The sequence below is a fragment of the Stenotrophomonas sp. 59 genome, from assembly GCF_030291095.1.
Lineage (GTDB): Bacteria > Pseudomonadota > Gammaproteobacteria > Xanthomonadales > Xanthomonadaceae > Stenotrophomonas > Stenotrophomonas maltophilia_Q.
On record NZ_CP127408.1, the window covers coordinates 2,281,843 to 2,303,543 of the forward strand.

The 21,701-nt window shown below is 63.3% G+C and carries 28 protein-coding genes and 1 pseudogene; 16 read left to right on the forward strand and 13 right to left on the reverse strand.

Annotation, left to right across the window (positions count from 1 at the left end; translation table 11 throughout):
* Positions 1-5 precede the first annotated feature (5 nt).
* From QP552_RS10625 to QP552_RS10655, 7 genes are all read left to right on the forward strand, one after another.
* On the forward strand, positions 6-644 hold the full coding sequence (locus QP552_RS10625) for an SDR family oxidoreductase (protein WP_286075929.1): 639 nt from the start codon (positions 6-8) through the stop codon (positions 642-644).
* 23 nt (positions 645-667) lie between these two features.
* On the forward strand, positions 668-1,375 hold the full coding sequence (locus tag QP552_RS10630; protein ID WP_286075863.1) for an NAD(P)H-dependent oxidoreductase: 708 nt from the start codon (positions 668-670) through the stop codon (positions 1,373-1,375).
* A gap of 47 nt (positions 1,376-1,422) precedes the next feature.
* Positions 1,423-2,103, forward strand: coding sequence for a dihydrofolate reductase family protein (locus tag QP552_RS10635; protein ID WP_286075865.1), 681 nt, complete (start codon positions 1,423-1,425; stop codon positions 2,101-2,103).
* 76 nt (positions 2,104-2,179) lie between these two features.
* Entirely contained in the window at positions 2,180-2,881 is a 702-nt protein-coding gene (locus QP552_RS10640) for an SDR family oxidoreductase (RefSeq protein ID WP_286075866.1), read from the forward strand.
* 24 nt (positions 2,882-2,905) lie between these two features.
* Positions 2,906-3,736 carry an SDR family NAD(P)-dependent oxidoreductase gene (locus QP552_RS10645; RefSeq protein ID WP_286075868.1) on the forward strand — a complete coding sequence of 277 codons (831 nt, stop codon included), beginning with the start codon at positions 2,906-2,908 and terminating at the stop codon, positions 3,734-3,736.
* Positions 3,737-3,755: 19 nt separating this feature from the next.
* Positions 3,756-4,424 (forward strand): flavodoxin, encoded by a 669-nt coding sequence (locus QP552_RS10650; RefSeq protein ID WP_286075870.1) that lies wholly within the window; start codon positions 3,756-3,758, stop codon positions 4,422-4,424.
* A gap of 66 nt (positions 4,425-4,490) precedes the next feature.
* On the forward strand, positions 4,491-5,651 hold the full coding sequence (locus QP552_RS10655; RefSeq protein ID WP_286075872.1) for an NADH-dependent flavin oxidoreductase: 1,161 nt from the start codon (positions 4,491-4,493) through the stop codon (positions 5,649-5,651).
* Positions 5,652-6,090: 439 nt separating this feature from the next.
* On the opposite strand, the gene QP552_RS10660 is transcribed toward QP552_RS10655, so the two are convergent.
* On the reverse strand, positions 6,091-6,999 hold the full coding sequence (locus QP552_RS10660) for a hypothetical protein (protein WP_286075874.1): 909 nt from the start codon (positions 6,997-6,999) through the stop codon (positions 6,091-6,093).
* Positions 7,000-7,137: 138 nt separating this feature from the next.
* On the opposite strand from QP552_RS10660, the pseudogene QP552_RS10665 reads away from it, so the two are divergent.
* The 3 genes and pseudogenes from QP552_RS10665 to QP552_RS10675 form a co-directional block, all read left to right on the forward strand.
* Positions 7,138-7,364 (forward strand): annotated as a pseudogene (locus QP552_RS10665) (hypothetical protein); the annotation flags it as partial.
* A 456-nt stretch (positions 7,365-7,820) separates the two neighbouring features.
* Positions 7,821-8,177: a hypothetical protein gene (locus QP552_RS10670; RefSeq protein ID WP_286075876.1), complete on the forward strand. Its 357-nt coding sequence runs from the start codon at positions 7,821-7,823 to the stop codon at positions 8,175-8,177.
* Entirely contained in the window at positions 8,178-8,648 is a 471-nt protein-coding gene (locus QP552_RS10675; RefSeq protein WP_286075877.1) for a hypothetical protein, read from the forward strand.
* 17 nt (positions 8,649-8,665) lie between these two features.
* On the opposite strand, the gene QP552_RS10680 is transcribed toward QP552_RS10675, so the two are convergent.
* The 3 genes from QP552_RS10680 to QP552_RS10690 form a co-directional block, all read right to left on the reverse strand.
* Positions 8,666-9,397, reverse strand: a complete 732-nt coding sequence (locus QP552_RS10680; RefSeq protein ID WP_286075878.1) for a hypothetical protein — start codon at positions 9,395-9,397, stop codon at positions 8,666-8,668.
* A gap of 79 nt (positions 9,398-9,476) precedes the next feature.
* The gene (locus tag QP552_RS10685) at positions 9,477-9,953 is read right to left on the reverse strand and encodes a nuclear transport factor 2 family protein (protein ID WP_286075879.1); all 477 of its coding nucleotides are present in this window, start codon (positions 9,951-9,953) and stop codon (positions 9,477-9,479) included.
* 62 nt (positions 9,954-10,015) lie between these two features.
* Positions 10,016-10,585: a TetR family transcriptional regulator gene (locus QP552_RS10690; protein ID WP_286075880.1), complete on the reverse strand. Its 570-nt coding sequence runs from the start codon at positions 10,583-10,585 to the stop codon at positions 10,016-10,018.
* Between the two features lie 168 nt (positions 10,586-10,753).
* Between QP552_RS10690 and QP552_RS10695 the strand changes: the two genes are divergently transcribed.
* Together QP552_RS10695 and QP552_RS10700 are read left to right on the forward strand one after the other, a co-directional pair.
* On the forward strand, positions 10,754-11,707 hold the full coding sequence (locus QP552_RS10695; RefSeq protein WP_286075881.1) for an alpha/beta hydrolase: 954 nt from the start codon (positions 10,754-10,756) through the stop codon (positions 11,705-11,707).
* A gap of 239 nt (positions 11,708-11,946) precedes the next feature.
* Positions 11,947-12,231, forward strand: coding sequence for a hypothetical protein (locus tag QP552_RS10700; protein ID WP_106548499.1), 285 nt, complete (start codon positions 11,947-11,949; stop codon positions 12,229-12,231).
* A 13-nt stretch (positions 12,232-12,244) separates the two neighbouring features.
* Here QP552_RS10700 and QP552_RS10705 read toward each other — a convergent pair whose 3' ends face one another.
* The 3 genes from QP552_RS10705 to QP552_RS10715 all read right to left on the reverse strand — a co-directional run bounded on the left by QP552_RS10705 (position 12,245) and on the right by QP552_RS10715 (position 13,349).
* On the reverse strand, positions 12,245-12,544 hold the full coding sequence (locus QP552_RS10705; RefSeq protein ID WP_286075883.1) for a hypothetical protein: 300 nt from the start codon (positions 12,542-12,544) through the stop codon (positions 12,245-12,247).
* A gap of 263 nt (positions 12,545-12,807) precedes the next feature.
* Entirely contained in the window at positions 12,808-13,077 is a 270-nt protein-coding gene (locus QP552_RS10710; RefSeq protein ID WP_286075884.1) for a hypothetical protein, read from the reverse strand.
* Between the two features lie 56 nt (positions 13,078-13,133).
* Positions 13,134-13,349: a hypothetical protein gene (locus QP552_RS10715; RefSeq protein WP_286075886.1), complete on the reverse strand. Its 216-nt coding sequence runs from the start codon at positions 13,347-13,349 to the stop codon at positions 13,134-13,136.
* 96 nt (positions 13,350-13,445) lie between these two features.
* Here QP552_RS10715 and QP552_RS10720 point away from each other — a divergent pair, with 96 nt between their 5' ends.
* A complete protein-coding gene (locus QP552_RS10720; protein WP_286075888.1) occupies positions 13,446-13,784 on the forward strand; it encodes a hypothetical protein in 339 nt (112 codons plus the stop codon).
* On the opposite strand, the gene QP552_RS10725 is transcribed toward QP552_RS10720, so the two are convergent.
* Together QP552_RS10725 and QP552_RS10730 are read right to left on the reverse strand one after the other, a co-directional pair.
* Positions 13,781-14,101 carry a hypothetical protein gene (locus QP552_RS10725; RefSeq protein ID WP_258394037.1) on the reverse strand — a complete coding sequence of 107 codons (321 nt, stop codon included), beginning with the start codon at positions 14,099-14,101 and terminating at the stop codon, positions 13,781-13,783. The two genes, QP552_RS10720 and QP552_RS10725, sit on opposite strands and share 4 nt — an antisense overlap.
* A 130-nt stretch (positions 14,102-14,231) precedes the next feature.
* Positions 14,232-14,585: a hypothetical protein gene (locus QP552_RS10730; protein WP_286075890.1), complete on the reverse strand. Its 354-nt coding sequence runs from the start codon at positions 14,583-14,585 to the stop codon at positions 14,232-14,234.
* A 203-nt stretch (positions 14,586-14,788) separates the two neighbouring features.
* On the opposite strand from QP552_RS10730, the gene QP552_RS10735 reads away from it, so the two are divergent.
* On the forward strand, positions 14,789-15,184 hold the full coding sequence (locus tag QP552_RS10735; RefSeq protein ID WP_111112693.1) for a response regulator: 396 nt from the start codon (positions 14,789-14,791) through the stop codon (positions 15,182-15,184).
* A 97-nt stretch (positions 15,185-15,281) separates the two neighbouring features.
* Here QP552_RS10735 and QP552_RS10740 read toward each other — a convergent pair whose 3' ends face one another.
* The 4 genes from QP552_RS10740 to QP552_RS10755 all read right to left on the reverse strand — a co-directional run bounded on the left by QP552_RS10740 (position 15,282) and on the right by QP552_RS10755 (position 17,995).
* Positions 15,282-15,731, reverse strand: a complete 450-nt coding sequence (locus tag QP552_RS10740; RefSeq protein ID WP_258392071.1) for a GNAT family N-acetyltransferase — start codon at positions 15,729-15,731, stop codon at positions 15,282-15,284.
* 104 nt (positions 15,732-15,835) lie between these two features.
* A complete protein-coding gene (locus QP552_RS10745; RefSeq protein ID WP_258394039.1) occupies positions 15,836-16,237 on the reverse strand; it encodes a Rap1a/Tai family immunity protein in 402 nt (133 codons plus the stop codon).
* 46 nt (positions 16,238-16,283) lie between these two features.
* Positions 16,284-16,904: a hypothetical protein gene (locus QP552_RS10750; RefSeq protein WP_258394040.1), complete on the reverse strand. Its 621-nt coding sequence runs from the start codon at positions 16,902-16,904 to the stop codon at positions 16,284-16,286.
* A 107-nt stretch (positions 16,905-17,011) separates the two neighbouring features.
* A complete protein-coding gene (locus tag QP552_RS10755) occupies positions 17,012-17,995 on the reverse strand; it encodes a LacI family DNA-binding transcriptional regulator (RefSeq protein WP_286075894.1) in 984 nt (327 codons plus the stop codon).
* A 156-nt stretch (positions 17,996-18,151) separates the two neighbouring features.
* Here QP552_RS10755 and ptsP point away from each other — a divergent pair, with 156 nt between their 5' ends.
* Both ptsP and QP552_RS10765 read left to right on the forward strand, forming a co-directional pair.
* Complete coding sequence (gene ptsP, locus QP552_RS10760; RefSeq protein ID WP_286075895.1) at positions 18,152-20,662, forward strand: phosphoenolpyruvate--protein phosphotransferase; 2,511 nt, start codon at positions 18,152-18,154, stop codon at positions 20,660-20,662.
* Positions 20,659-21,615 carry a 1-phosphofructokinase family hexose kinase gene (locus tag QP552_RS10765; RefSeq protein WP_286073595.1) on the forward strand — a complete coding sequence of 319 codons (957 nt, stop codon included), beginning with the start codon at positions 20,659-20,661 and terminating at the stop codon, positions 21,613-21,615. The genes ptsP and QP552_RS10765 overlap by 4 nt, the downstream gene beginning before the upstream one ends.
* Positions 21,616-21,701: the final 86 nt, after the last annotated feature.

Here is a 21,701-nt window from a genome sequence, read left to right on the forward strand (position 1 = left end):
TGATCATGAAAAACGTTCTCATCCTGGGCGCAAGCGGCCAGATCGCCCAATGGGTCATCAGATCGCTCGCCGCAGAGAAAGGCATCCAGCAGACCCTGCTGCTGCGTGACCCGAAGAAACTGACGGGCAAGGAGCCGGCCAATGCGAAGGTGGTCATTGGCAACGTCCTGGACAAGAAGCTGCTGAAGGATGCGGTCGCAGATCAGGACATCGTCTACGCCAACCTGACCGGCGAAGACCTGGACAAGCAAGCGCAGGCGGTGATCGCAGCGATGAACACCGCGGGCGTCAAGCGCCTCATCTTCGTCCTCTCGCTGGGCATCTATGACGAGGTTCCGGGCAAGTTCGGCGAGTGGAACAACGACATCATCGGCGAAGACCTCAAGCCGTTCAGGCGTGCAGCGGACGCCATCGAGGCCTCGGGCCTGGACTACACGATCCTGCGCCCGGCTTGGCTGACTGACGAGGACGAGGTGGACTACGAGACCACGGAAAAGGGCCAGCCGTTCAAAGGCACCGTGGTTTCCCGCAGGAGCGTGGGTGACCTGATCAGCCAGATCATCGTCGATCCGGCTCGCCACACCGGTGGGAATCTAGGGTTGAACAAGCCAGGAAGCGACGGCGACAAGCCGTACTTCATGTAACCGCGATGGATCCCGGGCGCCCAGTGAGAATCCTGCACCTTGATGCCAGTGGTCGCCCGGGCCTGCGAGCCATTTGTCCTCCCGGCCATCATGGCTCCTACTCGCGTCGGCTCAGCAGACATTTCGTCGAATGCTGGTTGGATGCGTGGCCAGAAAGCGAAGTGGAGTACAGGGATCTGGGAGCGGCACCACCAAAACAGGTGGGTCCGCGCTGGATTCAGGCGGTGTGTGATGGCGGTCCGCTGTCACCCGCACAGCTCGACGCCGTGGCTGAGAGTGATCTGATGGTGGATGAGTTGTTCTGGGCAGACATGGTCGTCATTGGCACGCCGTTGTACGACCTGACGATGCCATCGTGCCTTAAAGCATGGCTTGCCAACGTTGTACATCAAAGCCGGACTGTGCCGGATGACGCAGAAAACGCCGACCCTCGACGAGCCTTCTGCGAGCGGTTCTTTCCCGTGGTCGTGCTGAGTGCGCGCGGTGGCCACGGCATGGATGAAGGCGGCGAGTTCGCGCACCTCAACAAACTGGAGTCCAGCCTGCGCGCGGCGCTGGGCCGCATTGGAATCACCGAGATACATGCCATCGCGGTCGAGCATACAGCCGAGGGGGGAGAAGCACTGTTGCGATCCCTAGCCAACGCGATCTCGAGGATGGAGTGCCTGGCAGCCGCACTGCTTGATCGCTATCAGCACGATCGGCAGCAGATGACAACAACCCAATTCTAAAGAACGAAAGAGGCCAACCCATGGGACGTCCCCACATCATCTGTCACATGGAAACATCCATCAATGGCAAGGCCTACGGCCCGTTCATGGAGGTTCCGCTTCGCGCTGCATTGGCTCGTGCCTATGACGAGACGCATCTGAGCTTTGGCAGCCAGGCCTGGCTCTGCGGCCGGGTAACGATGGCGTACTTCGCCGGTACTGGGTCCCCCCGCTTTGATCCCAAAGCCCCCCGCGTGGCTCGACAGGACTACATCGGTGATGCAGGTGCGCGTGATTTCGTCGTCTCCATCGATGCTTCCGGAAAGCTCCCCTGGAACAAGAACACCGTCCAGTATGGGTTGCGGCCAGAGGCGCATCTGATTGAAGTGCTGACGGACCGCGCCTCTGATGATTACATCTCGTATCTCCACCAGCGGAAGATCTCGTACATCTTCGCCGGTGGCGATGAGCTCGATCTGGCCCTGGCCGTGCAGAAGCTGAAGGTCTTGTTTGGCATCCAGACACTGGTCGTATCTGGAGGCCCCATCGTCAATGGAAGCTTCCTCCATGCGGGACTGATCGACGAGATCAGCCTGGTGACCGTTCCTGCCCTGGATGATGCCAACGACACCCCGACCTCGTTCCAACGCCCGGCGAGCCTGAGCTCGCAGCCACCACGCAAGTACACGCTGAAGTCAGCGCAGGTTCTTTCGGATGACGTGCTGTGGGTGCGCTACGTCACCCCTTGAAACGGTCGAATCAATCCGGTTCGGCCCCTGAAGAGATACTCTTGTGAAGCTAAATAGCATTGAAGGAAAGATCGCCGTGATCACTGGTGCCTCGAGTGGCATTGGCGAAGCCACGGCGAGAGCACTGGTTGCAGAGGGCATGTCGGTGGTGCTGTCCGCGCGCCGGAAGGACCGCATTGAGGCCTTGGCGACCGAACTCGGACCGCAGGCACTTGCCATTGCAGCCGACGTAGCAGATCCAGACCAGGTGGCGGCCCTCTTCAGCGAAGTCCGCCAGCGATTTGGTGGCTTGGACTTGTTGTTCAACAACGCCGGCATGGGTATTGCGGGCCCATTCGAAGGCAGTACTCCTGACGACTGGCGCCGCCAGATCGATGCAAATCTCTATGGCGTGCTCCACTGCACGCACGCCGCTCTGCCGCTGATGAAGGGCCGGCCCGGGGCAATGATTTCCACGGTCTCAAGTGTCGGTGGCAAGACGAGCGCCCCCAACTGGGCCGTGTATTGCGCGACGAAGTTCGCTGTCAGCGGGTTCTCCGATGGGTTGCGCCAGGAGCTTGCAGGGCAAGGCATCCGGGTCTCGCTGATTCATCCGGGTGCGGTGCACACCGAGTGGGGCCACAACGTGCCTTCGGACGTGATGCGGGAGCGTCGTGAAGCGATTGACGCACTTCTTCCGGAAGACGTCGCCAACGCACTGGTCTACACCTTCGCTCAGCCGCCAGGCGTGCTGCTGGACGACATCGTTATCCGCCCTACCCTGCAGCTGACCCTCTGAGGTTGGCGCTTCAGGAGAATTGACATGAACAGAATCTGGTTTATCACGGGTGCATCGCGAGGCATGGGTCTCGAGATCGCCAAGGCCGCGCTCGCAGACGGCGATAGTGTCGTGGCCACGGGGCGCAGCATGGAGCAGCTTCGTGCTGCCTACGCGGACGCGCCTCAGGATCGTATCGAGCTTCAGGTCCTTGACGTGAGCAGACAGGCGCACGCACAAACCGCAGTCGATGCAGCCATTGCTCGCTTCGGGAAGATTGACGTGCTGGTCAACAACGCCGGCTTCTGCCTGCTCGGGCGCTTCGAGGAGGCAACCGCCGCGCAGATCGAGCAGCAGTTCGCCACGAATGTCTTTGGCATGGCGAATGTGCTCAGGGCGGTGCTGCCGGTGATGCGTCGTCAAGGCCGTGGGCGCGTGATCAACACCTCGTCCATTGCAGGCGTGAAGGCTGTTGCCAATGCAACGTTCTATTCGGCGTCGAAGTTCGCCGTTGAAGGAATGACGCTGGCGCTGGCAGACGAGGTGGCGCCGCTTGGGATCCAGGTCACCGCGATCGAGCCGGGCTTCTTCCGTACCGAATTCTTGAATGAGCGATCCGCCAGGTACGGTGACGTTTCGATTGCTGACTATGCACCGTTTGGAAACGCCCGAAGCCTGCTGGCATCGGCAGATGGCCAGCAGCAGGGAGACCCGGCCAAGCTTGCGCAGGTCGTCCTTCAGGTCGCCGGCATGGAGCATCCGCCGCGGCAGCTGCTCATCGGCAGCGATGCGGTGGACTTCGTCATGCCGACGCTGGAAGGCCGAATTGCCGAGACGGGCAGGTTCGAGGAACTGACCCGCTCCACTGACTTCTGAGGAACAGGAGGTGAGGCGCATGTCCTGGATCCAGATCATTGGCGCCTCGATCGCAGTGGCGTCCCTCGCGGCATTTGCCGTCCTGCTTGCGGTGAGCGTCATCGAGCGACGGCAGGCCGGCGAGACTGTGGGAATCGAGCCCTACATGCCGAGCGCAGACGCGCGCGTATCCGGTGTTGCGGTGGTGTATTACTCGCGCTCCGGGAACACGGGCCTTGCAGCCCGGCATGTCTCCCGGCAGCTGAACGCGCGCCTCTACGCCCTGAAAGTGCCTGACCATGAGCTTGGTGTAGGCGGTCTGGTGGGTGCGTTGAGGGCCGCGGATGGGTTGAAGCGGGACGCAGGGGCTTTGCCGAGGACATGGCCGAGGACCATTGACCTGGCACCCTTCGACACGGTCTGGCTGGGCTCCCCGGTCTGGCTCTACAGCCCCGCTCCGCCCATCTGGTCATTCGTCGAGAACAATCGCTTTGATGGCAAGCACGTGGTGCTGTTCAACACGTACAACAGCCACATTGGCGATGAATATATCTCGGCGTTCCGGGACAAGGTGATGAGCCGCGGAGCGCGCTCGTTCGAGCATCGGCAGCTACTCCGTGGCCGTATGACACGACAGCTGTCACCTGAAGAGATGCTTGAGGCGATTGACCGGGAATGGTTCGGAATCAACCCGGACTCGCCTCTTTAATACGAGTGGAAATTGAAACCATTGTGCGCCCCATCAGTGGGGTCCACCAACCATGTGAACGCAATGATGAATGATCTACTGCTTGAACCCTACGTGTTCAGCAACGGCACGGTGCTGCGCAACCGAATCGTGATGGCACCGATGACGACCTGGTCCTCGAACCCAGACCAGACAGTTTCCGACGAGGAGCTGTCCTATTACCGCGAACGCGTGCAGGGCGTCGGCCTTGTGCTGACGGGCTGTACCCAGGTGCAAGCCAACGGCGTCGGCTTCACCGACGAGTTCGCGTCCCATGATGATCAATTCATCCCAAGCTTGCGGAAGCTTGCACAGGCCGCAAAGAGCGGCGGCGCTCCTGCAGTCCTCCAGATCTTCCACGCGGGTAACAAAGCGGTGCCGTCGCTGATCCCGGAGGGCGAGCTGGTAAGCGCAAGTGCCATGGCCGCGCCGAAAGGGCCCTTCAACAATGGAGAAGTGGCCAGCCGCGCACTTGACCCTGATGAGATCCTGGCAGTCATCCATGACTTTGGCGAGGCCACCCGTCGCGCGATCGAGGCCGGATTCGATGGCGTGGAGCTCCATGGGGCACATGGCTTCCTGATCCAGAACTTCCTGTCGCCGCTGTTCAATCAGCGCTCCGACGAGTGGGGAGGTTCACTGGAGGCGCGGATGCGCTTCCCCCTTGAGGTCGTACGCGAAGTGCGTCGCGTGATCTCGCTTCGCGCCCAGCGCCCCTTCCTGCTGGGGTATCGGATTTCGCCGGAGGAACCGGGTGACGGTGCGTTGCGTGTCGGGGATGCACTGGCATTGGTGGACACGCTGATTGAAGAGGGCAACCTCGACTACCTGCATGTATCGCTTTACAACGTCCTGGCAGGCAAGCCTCTGGATGCGGATGATGAGCAAACCACCGCCGAGCTGTTCATTGAGCGCGTTGGCGGACGCCTGCCATTGATGGCCGCAGGCGAACTACGACTGCCCCGGGATGCTCGCACCGCTCTGGACGGAGGGTTGTCTCTTGCTGCGGTTGGACGTGGCCTGGTGCTGGATCCGCAGTGGGTGGAGAAAGCGGTGGCGGCGCGCGAGGGTGACATCGTGACGGCGCTGGATCCTGACGCGGAGGCTGTTGGTTTGAAGATTCCGGCCAAGCTGTTCGGGGTGATCCGTTCGAATCCAGGGTGGTTCCCTGCGAGATCGGTTGCAACGCCGGAGGCGGCGTGCAGCTAAACGCGGCTCCGCACCCTCGTCGCGTAGATAGCTTGGCATCGCAGCGACCGATATTGCCCACTCATGTCATATGAGCCGTACCAGCCTAGCCTGCTCTGATGGGTTGGATACTACAGAGGTAGATGCCTCACGGGGCGATGCAGGCATGTGGATGGGGTCTTAAGCGGCTATCCAATTGGTGCATCGCGACCATGGGTGCTCCGGCACCCTATCCACGCCGCCGACCCGCGTCAACGCAGGTCAATCGCCTCCCCCCGCGATGTCCGCTTTCGACCAGAAGTGGACACTCGCCCTACCCCCGATAAACATCCCTAATCCCTGCCTCGCAACCGCCCGCTTCCGGAAAGAAGCGCACAGCCGGCCTGGGCGCGCGGGACGATCAAATAGCGCAGCTCGGTTGATTTCCTGCCAGCCGGGTAATGCGCCTTAGTGCGGCCGTTTAGTTGCCGAGAACATTTGAGAACAAGGACATGAATCCGGCGTTATTTTGAGAGTAGTTGGCACCTAGAGCCCCTTGGGCAGGAACGAAGCCGTTGTTAGCCCAAAGCATTGTGAGTGAGTAATAGATCAATAGGAAACTAAACCAGCAGTGCGCATATGTCTTAACGCCAGCTTTGCTGCTGGTAAACGGGGAGATTGAGTTGGCATGGGTGCGATCATTGCGAAAGCCATAACCAAGGCCGCTTACAAGAAGTAAGATCCTATCCTGCTGAGAAAGGGCGAACTGACCCAAGGGATAAGTCAGCGCCTGGCCTGTGAGCGCCTTTCGCAAGAGAGATGCTCCCTTTCGCCGGTCGCTTGCATTCGAATAGTTATAGCCTGACAGTTTGTCGAGCAGGGCTTGAAGAGCCTGCGAAGTGACGGGGCCGTTTCCGTTGGCGAACAGTAGGCGCTTCGCGAATGGGCTAGTGGGGGGGGCGTAGGGTTTTTCTTTGATGATCTTCTTTAGCATGAATCTTGCTGTCTGCATCGGGATCTTATTGACAAATTCCTGAAACTGAATCGAGGCATTGCCGTCATTGTTCAGTGCACTACATATTTGCGGGACCGCAAATACACGAAGCGCCTCGGTGATGTTTAGATTTGGCGCCCCCTTCTTTGTCAGGTGTTCGAATGCCTTCCATGCCCAGTCGAAGGAATGGTCCGGTCGCCGGGGAAGGCTGCCAAGTGCGTCGAGAACATACGAAAGTGAGATGTGCCCCTCAAGAGTCAAATTGGCATTGACCTGGATTGGGACAAAGAGAGGAACACTTGTCGCTGCGATCCGCTGACCAAACTGGATCTCTGCAGGGAATGGCGCCCCATTCGGCCAAGAATTGTAGGAATTCAGCCTATCCTGCTTTGACATTATGCATTCCTTTTTATCTTAATTTTTAGTTTGGTGACACGAAGATCGACAGCTAGCCTGTCGACTCTACGGAATTGCCCTGCTGTTGTCACCGCCACAATGTATAGACCCACCGATTTTCTGCTCAGGTGTTGCTTTCCCGGCGCCCGCGCTACGTTCGAGCAGGCCGTGGAATGCGGAAACGATGCGGCCGCTCGCTGCCTGTACGCCGATGGCTGATTGCACAGCCGCAGCCGGACGGCCGCGAGCAGGCACGCACACTGTTCGCCAGCATCATCGACGATGCCCAGCACTGGTCGCGCCACGCGCGCAGCCACAATGCCGCATGGCTAGAGCGGACCAAGGCCGCGTCGAAGGGCTATTGAGGACAAACAACCTCTGGCAACCGTGTCGCATCCGCCTCCCTTATGGCCCCGGTGGGCGAATGCCGACAGTCCGCAGGCATCCACAGCCAACATGGCCGATAGCCTTGCAACGCAAGGATCTGGCCCGGTTGCGCCAAATGCAACGATTCTGAAAATGTTGAAAGTGATGTCGGCATCAGCCTTACTGCATTGGCGTCGCGCACAACCGGGCGTATTCCTTTGCGTGCCACCGGAAACGGGTGGCCGGGATTCGAAACCCCGGTAGTTCGCTGAAGTAAAACGCTTGCCAGCCGGCATCACTCTGTGTGGTGCCGGCTGGCAATCCGTCGGCCGGCTATGGCGGGCGGTGCGTGGAGGCCTTGTGCCTGCCGGTTCAGCGAACACCGGGTTTCGAACCACGCATCGTCCGCCACCTTTATCGGTGGCGGCTTCTGCCTGCACGCAAGGAGCCCAGCCATGACCAAGCCCCACTCCCCCGCCCCACACGCCCTCCACGACGCGCCCGCCAACGGCCCCACGCTGGACCCGAACACCCTCATCGCCCTGCTGCACAGCATCGGCTCCGGCGTCGCCTCCGATGGCCAGCCGTGGCCAGAGCGCCATCAGATGCCCGGCCGACGATTGGCCCTGGCCGATACGGACTGCGCGCTGGCGGGCCTGCGCGTGGTGCTGGAGATCCTGCTGGCCGCGCAGCGCGCCCGCGAGAATGGCGAGCTAGAGCAATACGTCGGCCCACGGGTGATGGAGGGTCTGATCATGGCCGGATTAGGACTCGCCGCGCACGCCAGCGCGCGCCTGCAGCCGGAGGGCTGAGTGGCGTGGCACCGCTGGGCGGCCGTGGCGCTGTGCATCGCCTCATTGGTTGCGGCACAGCGTCAGTTGTCGGCGCGCCCCATGCCCTCGCCTCTCGCGTTCAAGAGCATCTCCGGTGAGCGCTATTCGCAGCTGCGTCGCCAGACGATCCAGTTCGTCGAGGCACGGCCGAGGCATGGCTTCCAGTTCGTCGAACGGCATGAAGACGGCGCTTTCCAGATTCTCTGCAGAGGCGTTCCGGTGCTGTGGCTGGAGAGGCGCTCTCAGTATTTGCTGATGCAGGCAACACTGGATGTGGAACAGCGAGCGCCCGACGTTCTGCAGCTACGGGCGCTGCTGCAACGGCAGCTGCAGCCATTGGACTACCTGGAACAAGTGCTTGCTGGCGTGCCGGAGCCCGTTTTGATGGATCGGATGCTGGGGGTTCTCGCTGGTGGAGTACCTGATGGGGCGCGATGTGTGACGGAATAGCCGAGCATGGCTCGGCTCTACAAGGGCGCTACCACGTCCGGTTCGGGTTCTTGTATGGAGCCCTCAAGCAGGGCGACATAAGTGTCCAGGCGGGTGCGCAGGCCAATCAGCATCCAGCCCACGGCGTACAACAGCACCATACCGAAGATCAGCAGTGCACTAAGTAGGCTGATGTCAAATGCACTTGCCCAGTCGCCCCATTTCCATCCACGGAACTGCAGGTAGAACGCGATCAGCAGCGGGAATGGACCAATCCTCTGCAGACCGCCATACATCATGCCCATGCGTTCGACCATGTTGGTGCGCAAGGTGCTGACGAACTTGAGTCGCCGCTCGCGCTCGACCCTGGGGAAGCAGCGGAGGTCAGTAATCACGACTTGCCAATGAGCGAACTCAGTGTCCATTTCCTGGGCGTGCGAGAGCCGCGGCTGGCTGAACTGGCGGACCCCCCTGCGGGCCGCAAGAAGGCCGGCCACAACGAAACTACTGAGCTCCACCACGAGGCATGCCGTGACGAACGGAGAAGTAACAGTGAGCGGAACCCATCGATCCGGCAGCTGACTACTGAGCACGCCGACGACGGCGGCCACTATTCCGGCGCGGAACGACCACGTCTCGATCCTGCCGGCCTTCGGATAGATACTCTGCTCGGCCAGCCCCTGCACACGCTGGTAAAGCCAGTGGAAGGTCAGTTCTTGCGAATCGGTCTTTGCCAGCGGATCGAATCCGCCCCCTGCCTGCATGTCCATTGCACCCCTGCCCCGGCCGGCGCAGATGCCGGCCGCCCCATCGTACCTGAGCGCGCTTCGGATGGCGCCTCAGCGGGAATCACATACCCAGCTCCGACAACCCCGGGTGATCATCCGGGCGACGCCCCAGCGGCCAATGGAACTTGCGGTCGCTTTCCTTGATCGGCATGTCGTTGATGCACGAGAAGCGCCGCTGCATCAGGCCATCCGCGCCGAACTCCCAGTTTTCGTTGCCATAGGAACGGAACCAGTTGCCGGAGTCGTCGTGCCATTCGTACGCGTAGCGGACCGCAATACGGTTCTCGTTAAAGGCCCAGAGCTCCTTGATCAGGCGGTACTCGAGCTCCTTGTTCCATTTGCGTGCCAGGAACTGCCGGGCTTCTTCCCGGCCGTTGGTGAACTCGGCACGATTACGCCACTGGGTGTCGAGCGAATAGGCAAGCGACACCTTGTCGGCATCGCGGGAATTCCAGCCATCCTCGGCAAGACGCACTTTCTGGGTGGCCGATTCAAGGGTGAACGGAGGAAGCGGCGGACGGGGTTGTTCAGCGGACACGGGGAGACCTCCAATCGAGATGGATACACGAGTTGCTTCAAACGATCTGGCGTACTCAGGCGCTAGCGCTTGGCCTGTTCCAACAACAGCTTCGCGACATCCTTCGCGGTGTCTGCGGCGCTGAAATCACCCATCACGCGCGACAGGGTGATGGCGCCTTCCATCAGGACCAGCAGCTGACGGGCCAGTACCGCCGGCTGCTCCACATCAAGTTGCCCGGCAAGTTCCAGCGTGTAATCGAGCAGCTTCTGCTTGTGGTTCCGCGCGATCTCCCGGATCGGATCGGCAGGGTCGCCGACCTCGCCCGCGGTGTTGATGAACGCGCAACCGCGATAGCCCTCGGACTGGAACCAATCCCTGAGCACGGTGAACATGCCGAGGATGCGTGCTTCCGGGGTATCAGCCTTGTCGCACTCCTGCCGGAACCAGGCCAGCCAACGGACGTCGCGCGCCCTCAGCGCAGCGGCGGCCACGTCGTCCTTGTTCTCGAAGTTGCGGTAAATGCTCTTCCGCGCCACGCCAGAGGTCTTCACCAGCAGGTCCATGCCGGTGGCGTGGATCCCGTTCTGGTAGATCAGTGCCTCGGCCGTGGCCAGGATCTTCTGTTGGGTGTCGGTGGTGGCCTTGCTCATGACCACAAGGTAGAACGATCATTCTCCCTCGTCAACAGGCGATGGCAGGCGATTCGTGCGCGCACATCCGTGCAAGACGATCTATCAAGAAATCCGGACAGTGCATCACCCGGACGCCTGATTACGGGCGCAAAGTACGCCTCACCACCCACCCATGAGAGTTCCCGCATGAATGCCTTCGCCCGCTCACTGGCCATTGCCACCCTCGCCCTTTCGCTCCAGGCCGGCCTGTCCGCGCAGGCCGCCGAACCGGCCAGGCCGGCGGCGGTCACCGCCATCGCGCGCACCGCCAGCTACATCACCACCGCCGACGGCGTGCAGCTCTACTACAAGGACTGGGGTCCGAAGGACGGCCCGGTCGTGACCTTCAGCCACGGCTGGCCGTTGAATTCGGACAGCTGGGAATCGCAGATGCTCTTCCTGGCCAATCATGGCTACCGCGTGATCGCGCATGACCGTCGTGGTCACGGTCGCTCCAGCCAGCCGTGGGACGGCAACGATATGGATCACTACGCCGATGACCTGGCCACGGTGATCAATACGCTGGACCTGCACGATGTCACCCTGGTGGGTTTCTCCACCGGTGGCGGCGAGGTGGCGCGCTACATCGGCCGGCATGGCACCGGGCGAGTGAAGAAGGCCGTGCTGATCAGCTCGGTGCCGCCGTTCATGCTGAAGACCGCCGACAACCCCAACGGCCTGCCGATCGAAGTGTTCGATGGCATCCGCAAGGCACAGATGGATAACCGCGCGCAGCTCTACAAGGACATCCCGTCGGGCCCGTTCTACGGCTTCAACCGCCCGGGCGCGAAGGTGTCGCAGGGGCTGATCGATGCGTGGTGGGCGCAGGGCATGCAGGGCGGCCACAAGAACACCTACGATTCGATCGCCGCGTTCTCGGCCACCGATTTCCGCGCGGACCTGAAGAAGTTCGATGTGCCCACGCTGGTCATCCACGGTGACGACGACCAGATCGTGCCGATCGATATCTCAGGTCGCCAATCGGCAAAGCTCATCAAGGGCGCGAGGCTGATTGTCTACCCGGGTGCGCCGCATGGCCTGACCGACACCCACAAGGACAGGGTCAACCAGGACCTGCTGACGTTCCTGCAGGAAAAGTGAGTGACCGGGGGGCTCCGTTGGGATGGCGGAGCCCTTCCTGCCCAGAAGCAGGGCCGGCGCCGGCCCTGCTTCGGCTGCCACGTCAGTGAACGATTGCGGCCGTGGGATTTCAGGCCAACGATGGAGCGCGTTCCGCACTTTGATGAAGGGTTAACCTCCAACGGAGGACACTGCGCCCTCACGGCTCTTCTCCGGCGCAGAATCCTTTGCTCCCGTGTCCAGCCTCAGACGACACGGCCATGCATCCTCCCAACGCCTTCCGGATCCACGCGATCCAGCCCCTTCTTGCGCGCAATGGCGCAATCGTTCGCCTCGATCAGTTGCGATCCACCTGCAAGAGCTGCGGCCTGCGTTCTTCGATGACCGAGGACGCCGGCATTCAGACGAGTCCATTGGGCACGACGCTCACCTGCCCTGCATGCGGTGCAACAGGGCTGATGGACGAGGTGGAGATATGGCACCACTGGCTTGAGCAGTGCCGCCGTGAACGGATGATGGCGCTCTTTGATCCAAAGCCTGACTGACGAGCGCCGCGCCTCAGCCTTCGCCCGGACGCCGCCCCGCCAGGCTGCCCATCGTGAAGGCGAAGCCGGCCTCTTCCAGCAGCGCTCTCATGCGCAGCTCCACGCGCCTGGGTGAAAGAAGGCTGTTGGGCGCGTACAAGGCATAGACGTACCCGGCGCCGTCGATGATTTCGCGGCGCACGGCGCAGTCGTTGGATTCAGCCGCCTCGGACCAGACAGACATCAGCCTCGCGGGGCTGATGGACTGCCCGTTGCGAAGGCGAAAGAACAGCCAGCGCACTCCCAGGGACTGGGTTGGATTCAACCTAGCCACTGCGAGCCTCCAATGCGCCGGAAGAGATCCCTGAGAACTTCAGGATCCAATCGTGGGTGCTCGTCCTTTGAAGATCGCGGAAGGTCGATGCGCGCGGCACCCTTCACCAGTGCAGGCAGATCGGACTGAAGGTCGATCCACCATCCCGCGGGCAGCCGGAGCCCCGTGCCCGCTCTATCGTAGATGCAGATCGGAAAAGTCATCGCGTTGCTCCTGAATGACTTGAGCATACGCTTGCGCGATGTCAGGTCTGGATGCGACGCCTAGGGAGATGCCGCATCGACGCGCTTCGCGCATTCGAACACGTGTGCTTCGTCCTGCTGGACCCTGCGGAATGAGTCCAGCCAGCTGAATGCTGCGCCACGGTTCTGAATCATGTCGCCGAGCCTTCCGGTCAGGCACCGTGCGCACTCCATGCCGCCTGGGCTGGGCGCATGGCAGCAACGGCATTGCGCCATCGTTGTGGTTTTCTCCGGGCGGCACTGGTACATGATCTTGGTCATCAGGCTGATCGCCTGGCTCTGCGACGACATGCACGCTCCCTGTCTGCAACGGAAGCAGCCGCGCGGCGCGCGGCTCCCCCTCTTTCTCAGCGGCGTGTATCGCCGCCGAGACCGCCTTTCTTCTCATCCGCTGGCTTTGGGCTCTCGCGATCCTTGTTGTCCTGCTGCTGTTGCTGTCCCTGCTTGCCAGGCTCCTCCCCTCCGGGTTCGCCCCCCTCGACCTGCCCCTGCTGTGCGGGCTGTTCTGCTTCAGGGGAAGCATTGGAGCGGTCATTCCTGTTCTGTTCGGGGACGCTGTTCATTTCGATTCTCCGCCGCAGCAAGTCTGCTGCCGATTGACTGTGGGCGTGTCGCCGTTACGGGAACGTACGGGGAAGCGCCCCATATGAACGACTGTCATGAACAGGCTCGCAGCAACAAGTGTGTACAGTGAGGTTTCAAAAAGGGGTAACGCCATGATCCAGGGAAGAAGCAGGCACCTTGTCGACGTCGAGCGCGAGCTGGCCCACTGGAAAATCGCGTTCAACCTGGGCGCCCTGCCCGCGATGAGCTTCCGCTACGAAGTGGCGCCGGTTATCCGGCTTGCCTGCGATATCTATGTGAGAGATCCGCACGGCACCCGGTCGGCATGGATCGACGATCTGCACGGCAGGCTTGCGAAGCGATCGAGCCTGCGCGGCCACCCTGGGGCAGCAGAGATCGCCGATCGATGCTGGTCCTTGCTTGGCTGCGCTTAGGCGCGGCCAGCCGCGTGATTCCGCTCGCGCATCAACTCATCATTCAGTACGTTGACAATGGAGATGACCGCGTCGGCAAGTCCGCGGGAATCGCTGATGGATCCGTAGAAGTAGATTCTGGAGCCTTCAATGCGAACGTCCGCCAGCTGGAGCTGGGACGCCAGGGCTCTGCACTTGATGAGGAACAGCTCTGTCCAGCGGGCGCCGGGCGCCAGATCCAGCAGCGCGGTGATGGCCTCGTCGGTGGAAGCGTCGACACGCTCGTGCAGCAGCGGAACATCGAAACCGACGATTCTTGGGAGCATGGAAGCGTTCACCTGAACATCCTCTCGCTGATGGGCGCTGCGAGCACTGGCCACAATACAACGGATTGCCCCGCGGGAGTGGGCGGCCCGCTCTGCCACGGGTGACCGTCGATGCGCTACGCATGAGCGCGCCCATCTGGAATCAATGGCCAACCTGAGCGTCAACCGTGCAGGCATGCCGCGCGTCCGCCACCGGAATGCGTGAGCGCGACGTACTGACCATTGCCTGCGGCATTTCAAGCGCCTGCACCACCCGATGCTGCGCACGATGCTCGCTGCCCTCGACGCCCACGATGTAAACGAAACGTCCGTCGAACTTGGCTTGTGTGCCCTCGAAGAGATCGTCGGCCTGTAGTGCCCGCTTCAATGACTTCATCCACGCCCGTTCAGGGATGCGGTCCAGCTCTACCACGACGGCAGCGCCTCCGCAGTCCAGGGGCATGCACTCCACACGCAGTACACGTGGCGAAGCGGGGTTGGCGTGGGATCGGCGCATGGCGGACACTCCAGTGCAGGGGACGGCGGCAGTATCCATAGCGCTCGCCAAGACGCCGTCAACACATCCCGTGGCACCTTCCACACGACGTGGACGGCATCGAGAGGCGGGGCCGCTTCGACACCGGGCTGACAACCCACACGCGTCGCGTTGATGCAGCACAGGACACACTGCAGCTCCGATGGCAACGCAGGCATGTGCCAATGCAACCCGATATGAACCAGCGGAATCGATACAGTCTGCTGCTGGTGGAAGACCAACTGGACCTTGTTGCCCTCATGGAACAGGCGCTTGAAGAGGGCGGTGGCCAGGTAACACACGCCTACAGCGTGTTCGATGCATTGGGGCTGCTGGATACGCAGCGATTCGACGGTGCCGTTCTGGATGTGGAGCTTCGTGACGGTGTGGTTTTCCCCGTCGCCGATCGCCTGGCTGAACTCGGCATCCCCTATCTGTTCGTTTCTGCGGTGTACGACCAGCTGGTGCCGCTGCGCCATCGACGCGCCACCTTCGTTGCCAAGCCTTTCCATGTCGAGCGATTGCGGGAGGCCGTGCAGCGTGTGATGGGAAACGACGGCGCACCACCCATCACTCACTGATCCCCGCTAACCAGCACGGCACGCCTTCGAAGGGCGTGCTGCCTCTGCTATGGTCGCCTGAGTCCTTCGGCGATCCGAAGCGCGGCGGATACGGCAATCAAGGATGAATGGCGAAGATGAAGAAATCATCATCGCGCTGCCATCCGAGACCTTCATAGAGCGCCTGGGCAGCCGCGTTGTCCTTCGCCGTCTGCAGCTCGATGCGCGCTGCGCCGCGTCCTCGTGCCTCTTCAACGGCGTTGATCATGAGTGTGCGGGCAACACCAGTACGACGTGCTGGTCTGTCGACGTAAAGATCATAGAGTACAAAGCTTGGGCGTGCGCTGATGGAGTCGAACAGCGGGTACAGCTGGGTGAACCCGACAAGGCCGCCCCCATCTGCCTCGGCCACCAGTACAAGCGAAGAGCCTTCTGACAGGCGTGCATGCATGAATTGCCTTGCCAATGGCAGGTCTGCGGGCTGCTCGTAGAACTGGCGATACCTGTCGAACAGCATAGCGACCTGTTCAAGATCTTCCGCGCTCGCCAATCGTGTGCGTGTCTTCACTATTTCGGCTCCAGCTTCAGGCGGAACAGAGAGGGCTCCACGAAGGGCGCGGACCTCTCCGCGGAGGAGGCCGACACACTTCGGGCATTACTGGGTCATGCCCCTCAATCACAGGGAAAGGCCGCCCTCAGGCCATCGACGACCAAGGGTGCAGCATCCTGCTGCAGTCTCCCCTGGGGCAGCTGTCGAAGATGTGAAGCGACCCGGTCAACCAACTCGTGCGGGAGAATCCGGCCTTGGCCACACCACTGGGCGTGGCTGGCATCGGCAACGCCCTGGATATAGGCGCTGGCGCGAGCGCTGGACAGGCTTCGGCACTGATCGCCGTCGCAGAAGCCATCAGCGCCTTTGCCCTGCAGCAGGGTGATGAGTTCGGCTCCACTGACAAGCCAGGTGCGTGCCGGTTGCGTTGTTCCGGCAAGGGCGGATCCCGCCAGGACGCAGAGGCCCAGTGCGAGGAGCCAACGCATGCCGCGGCGCGCGTGGGGGGCGTGATGTCCTTTCATGTCGGGGTCCTTGGTGGTCGTCTCTGCGGGTTCCACGCAGCGAGGGTCAAAGTCGATCGAGCTGGTTGCGCGGATGAAACTCCGGGTCGTCCTGGTCTTCCAGCATGGCCTCCACCAATGTCTCGAAGGATGCGGTGGCGGTATCCAGGTCCGTGGAAGACAGGAAGCTGGATTCGCCGTGGCCTACCAGCGCAATCGCGGCAATGGTCTCCCGCTCATCGTCCTCGGCCCAGAGATAGTCGTGGATCAGCGCCACCCCCTGGTCACCTGCCTTCAGGAAGTCGGCGGCGCTTCGTGCCACAGCAAGAAACGCGATGAGATCGTAGAGGCTTTCCGAATAGGTCAGCGATCCTGCAACAAAGTGCGTGCTGCTGCGGTCATAGGCGGCAACCTGGATGTTCTCAGCCTGTGCAGAGGCCAGGAAAGCGTTCAATGCGGCGCGATTGTCGGGGTAGCGGGCCAGCAGCGCCTGGCAGTCCGCAAGCAGGTGATGCAACGCCTCGTCGCTTGAAGAGGCTAGGTATTCACCGTTGCCCAGCTGCCACTGCCCGGCGATGCATCGCCAGTCGGACCATCGGGATGCTGCGGGCACGGGCGCGGCCAGCCATCTGGAGAGATCTTCGGGGCACAGCTGCAGGCGGAGCAGCGCTGAATAAGGCTCTGACAAAGCGATCCCCCATCGTGTCTGCGTGTACAGATGGCTTGTAACAGACAACGGTTGGCCCGCCAACACCCGAACGTCGCTCTCAGGGTTCGCCGCGATCGGGCGTCGAGCTATCGCGCAGCCGTCGACCCTCTGGCCACGCACCGGCCCGTCATCACCAGTCGGCGCACCGGCAGCTCCGGTGTGCGCAGGCGTTCAAGCAACAGCGACATCGCGGCCCGCCCCATCTCCTCGACCGGCTGCTCGATCACAGTGATGCCCGGCTCGACCAGCTCGGTCCAGCGTTCGTTGTCGAAGCCGGCCAGTGCCAACGCGTCTGGAATCGCCAGCCCTGCGCTACGGGCGGCTTTCAATGCGCCCATCAACAGCAGGCTGTTGCTGGTGACCAGTGCTTCGGGGCGGGATGACGTGGCGAGCCACTGCTCGACCGTCGCGATGGCGGCTTCGGCCGTGGGTTCAACCTCGCGGTAGTCCGGCTCCAACCCATGGGTGCGCATTGCAGCGAGATAGCCGTCGCGACGCTCGGCCGCCGTGGTACTGGTGCTGCCGAACAATCCGCCAATACGGCGATAGCCGCGCTCGACCAGATGCTCGACCAGGCCCGCCATCGCTGCCGGATTGTCGAGTACCACGCTGTCGATCGACCCGCCGGGCGCGGCGCGGTCCACCAGCACCGTTGGATAGTCCAGCGTGAGCCGTTCGAGCCGGCCCACCGTGGTCCGGGTCGGCGCGAAGATCAGGCCACTGATGCGTTCTTCGTGCATCAGTTGCAGATACAGCGCCTCCCGCTCCGGGTCCTCGTCGGTGTTGCAGAGGGTCACGCGCAATCCTTCGCGATAGGCCACCTCTTCCACCGCGCGGATCAGCGCCGTGAAGAACGGGTTGCGGATGTCCGCGACGATCAGGCCGATGATGCCGGTGTGCCGGGAGCGCAACCGCCTGGCCTGCAGGTTGGGTCGATAGCCGGTCTGGCGGATCGCCAGCTCGACCCTGCCGCGCACGTCCTCGCTGACCGGACCGCCGCCGAGCACCCGTGACACCGTGGATTTGGATACCCCCGCCACGCGTGCGACGTCGTTGATGCTGATGCTCATTGGAAACGTTCCCGGAAACGTGCGCTGTTCATGGCCGGATGGCCGTTCAGGACAATGCTAACGCCAAAGGACTATTGGCTTTTTGTGCAGTGCACATTGAAATGCGGAGTGGGAACGTTCCCAATACGCTTCAGCCACCCCTTCCCGGAGCCCGCCTTGTCGCCCCTGCCCCCTCCCTCCCCCGTCAGCCGGGAACTGATCCGCCTGGACGCGCGGGCACAGGACAAGACCGATGCCATTGCCCAGGTGGCCCAGATGCTGGTCGCCGCAGGCTGCGTGGCGCCGGGCTACGAGGCCAGCATGGGGCGCCGCGAAGCGCTGGCGAACACGTTCCTCGGCCATGGCGTGGCCATCCCGCATGGGCTCGGCGAGGACCGCCACCTGGTGCGCCACGACGGCATTGCGGTGCTGCAGCTGCCGGAAGGCGTGGAATGGAACCCGGGCCAGGTCACCCGCCTGGTGGTTGGCATTGCCGCCCAGTCCGATACCCACATCACCCTGCTGCGCAGGCTGACCCGTCTGATCCAGGACGAGCCGGCGCTGCAGCGGTTGTTCACCACCGCCGATGCGGGCGAGATCGTCAATGCGCTGGCCAGTGATGCGACCGTCACTGTCGCCCACCTACCGGTGACGGACCTGGCCGAGCGCTTCGAATGGTCCATCGCTTACCCCAGCGGGCTGCACGCGCGCCCGGCCACGCGCTGGGCCGAAACGGCGCGGGGCTTCACGGCCCGTGCCCAGGTACGCGCGGGCGATCAGGCAGCCGATGCCAAGAGTCTGGTAGCACTGCTGCAGCTTGGGCTTCGCGAAGGCGATGCCGTGAGTGTTTCTGCCGAAGGCGCCGATGCCCCCGCACTGCTGGCCGCACTGCGCAAGGTCATGGACGGGCTGGTGGCGCAGGAAAAGGCCGATGCGGAGCGTGCAGCACAGCGAAAGGTGGCGCCGGTCGCGGGCTGGAATCCGCCCGAAGCGCAGGCGGCAATCGCCGGCATCGGCGCCAGCCCCGGGCTGGCCATCGGCCCGGTCCATGTACTGGCCAGCGCGCAGGCCGACGTTGCCGATCGCCCTGCCCCGCTCGGCGAGGGCGGCGCACGCCTGCAGGATGCACTCGGCCGCACTCGCCAGCAGCTGGCCGCGCTGCAGGATGATACCCAGCGCCGCCTTGGCGCCTCGGATGCAGCAATCTTCAAGGCGCAGGCTGCGCTGCTTGACGACACCGACCTGATTACCCGCACCTGCCAGCTGATGGTTGAAGGCCACGGCGTTGCGTGGTCCTGGCACCAGGCCATCGAGCAGATCGCCTCCGGGCTGGCGGCGCTGGGCAACCCGGTGCTGGCCGGGCGCGCTGCAGACCTGCGCGATGTGGGCCGGCGCGTGCTGGCGCAGCTTGACCCTTCTGCGGCCGGCGGCGGCCTGGCTGATCTGCCGGCGCAGCCGTGCATCCTGCTTGCCGCCGACCTGTCGCCCTCGGATACCGCCAACCTCGACACCAACCGCGTGCTCGGCCTCGCCACCGCACTGGGCGGCCCCACTTCACACACTGCAATCCTCTCGCGCACGCTCGGCCTGCCGGCGCTGGTTGCCGGTGGAGCCGAACTGCTGGCGATCCAGGCCGGCCGCGAGGCGATCATCGACGGCAGCAGCGGGCGGCTCTACCTCTCCCCCTCCGAGGCCGATCTTGCTTCGGCACGCGCCTGGATCGCCGAGCAGCAGCAGATCCGCGCACGCGAAGCCGCACAACGTGCGCAGCCGGCGCAGACCACCGATGGCCATCGCATCGACATCGGCGCCAACGTGAACCTGCCGGAGCAGGTGCCATTGGCGCTGGAACAGGGCGCGGAAGCTGTCGGCCTGATGCGCACCGAATTCCTGTTCCTCGAACGCGGCAGCACGCCCAGCGAGGACGAGCAGTACGCGACCTACATGGCGATGGCCAAAGCGCTGGACGGCCGTCCGCTGATCGTGCGCGCGCTCGATATCGGTGGCGACAAGCAGGTCGCCCACCTGGAGCTGCCGCGAGAGGAAAACCCCTTCCTCGGCGTACGCGGCGCGCGCCTGCTGCTGCGCCGCCCGGATCTTCTGGAACCGCAGCTGCGTGCGCTGTATCGCGCAGCCAGGGACGGTGCACGGCTGTCCATCATGTTCCCGATGATCACCTCGGTGCCTGAGCTGGTCGCTCTGCGCGCCATCTGCGAGCGCCTGCGCGCCGAACTGGACGCACCCGACGTGCCGATCGGCATCATGATCGAAGTTCCGGCCGCCGCAGCGCAGAGTGATGCGCTGGCGCGCCACGCCGACTTCTTCTCGATCGGTACCAACGACCTGACCCAGTACGTGCTGGCCATCGACCGCCAGAACCCGGAGCTGGCCGCGGAAGCCGACAGCCTGCATCCGGCCGTGCTGCGCGCGATCCGCGCCACGGTGGAAGGTGCACGCACGCAGGGGCGCTGGGTGGGTGTCTGCGGCGGCCTGGCCGGCGATCCGTTCGGTGCGATGCTGCTGGCAGGGCTGGGCGTGGACGAACTGTCGATGACCCCGAACGACATCCCGTCGGTGAAAGCACGCCTGCGCGGCACTGCACTGGCCGATCTGCAGAGGCTGGCCAACGCCGCGCTGGACTGCGAAACCGCCGAGCAGGTGCGCGCCCTCGATGGAGCAGGTGCATGAATGCCCGCGCCGTCACCGTCACGTTGAACCCGGCAATCGACCAGACCGTGCGGCTGGCCAGCCTGCGGCGGGGCCATGTGCACCGCGCGCGCAGCAGCCGCGACGATGCGGGTGGCAAGGGCATCAACGTGGCCGCCTGCCTGGCCGACTGGGGCGTGCCGACCACGGCACTGGGCGTGCTCGGTGGCAGCAACGACGGTGTGTTCGGCACGTTGTTCTCGGCGCGCGGCATCGTGGATGGCTGCCTGCGTATTCCGGGCAGCACCCGCACCAACATCAAGCTGGTTGACGAGGAAGACGGCGAAACCACCGACATCAACCTGCCGGGCCTGGCACTCGACGGTGCCGATCTGGACGCCGTGTCGCGCCGGCTCGGTGCCTTGCTGCTGCCTGGCCTGCCGGTGGTGCTGTCCGGCAGCCTGCCGTCCGGACTGCCGGCTGATGCATGGGCGCGGCTGCAGGCGCAGGCCGGCGCCGCCGGGACGCGCGTGCTGCTGGACACCAGTGGCGATGCGCTTGCCGCTGCCTTAAGTGGCACCGCGGGTGCACTGCCCTACGCGGTCAAGCCCAACCGCCAGGAGCTGGAGGCCTGGACCGGCACGCAGCTGCTGGATCGCAGCGCTCTGCGCGTCGCTGGCCAGGCCCTGGTCGAACGCGGGGTCGCTTTGGTAGCGATCTCGATGGGCACCGACGGCGCGCTGTTCATTGATCGCAGCGGCGCGCTGGTCGCACGACCGCCGCGACTGGCCCAGGGCAGCACGGTCGGTGCGGGCGACGCCATGGTCGCCGGCATCGCTGCCGCGATGCTGGATCCCTCCATCGATCTGGCCGGTTGCGCACGGCTGGCGACCGCGTTCTCGATGAGCCGGCTGCAAAGCGGTGACGCACGACGGCTGGACCCGGCGCAGGTACGCGCATGGGCCGGCGATGTACTGATCGAGCGGTTGGATTGACCCCTCCTGCCGGAGGCACGGCGGCTGGCTTCATGCCAACCGCAGCGCCCTCGGCAAGGACGAACCCGAAGAATTCCAGGAGTTCC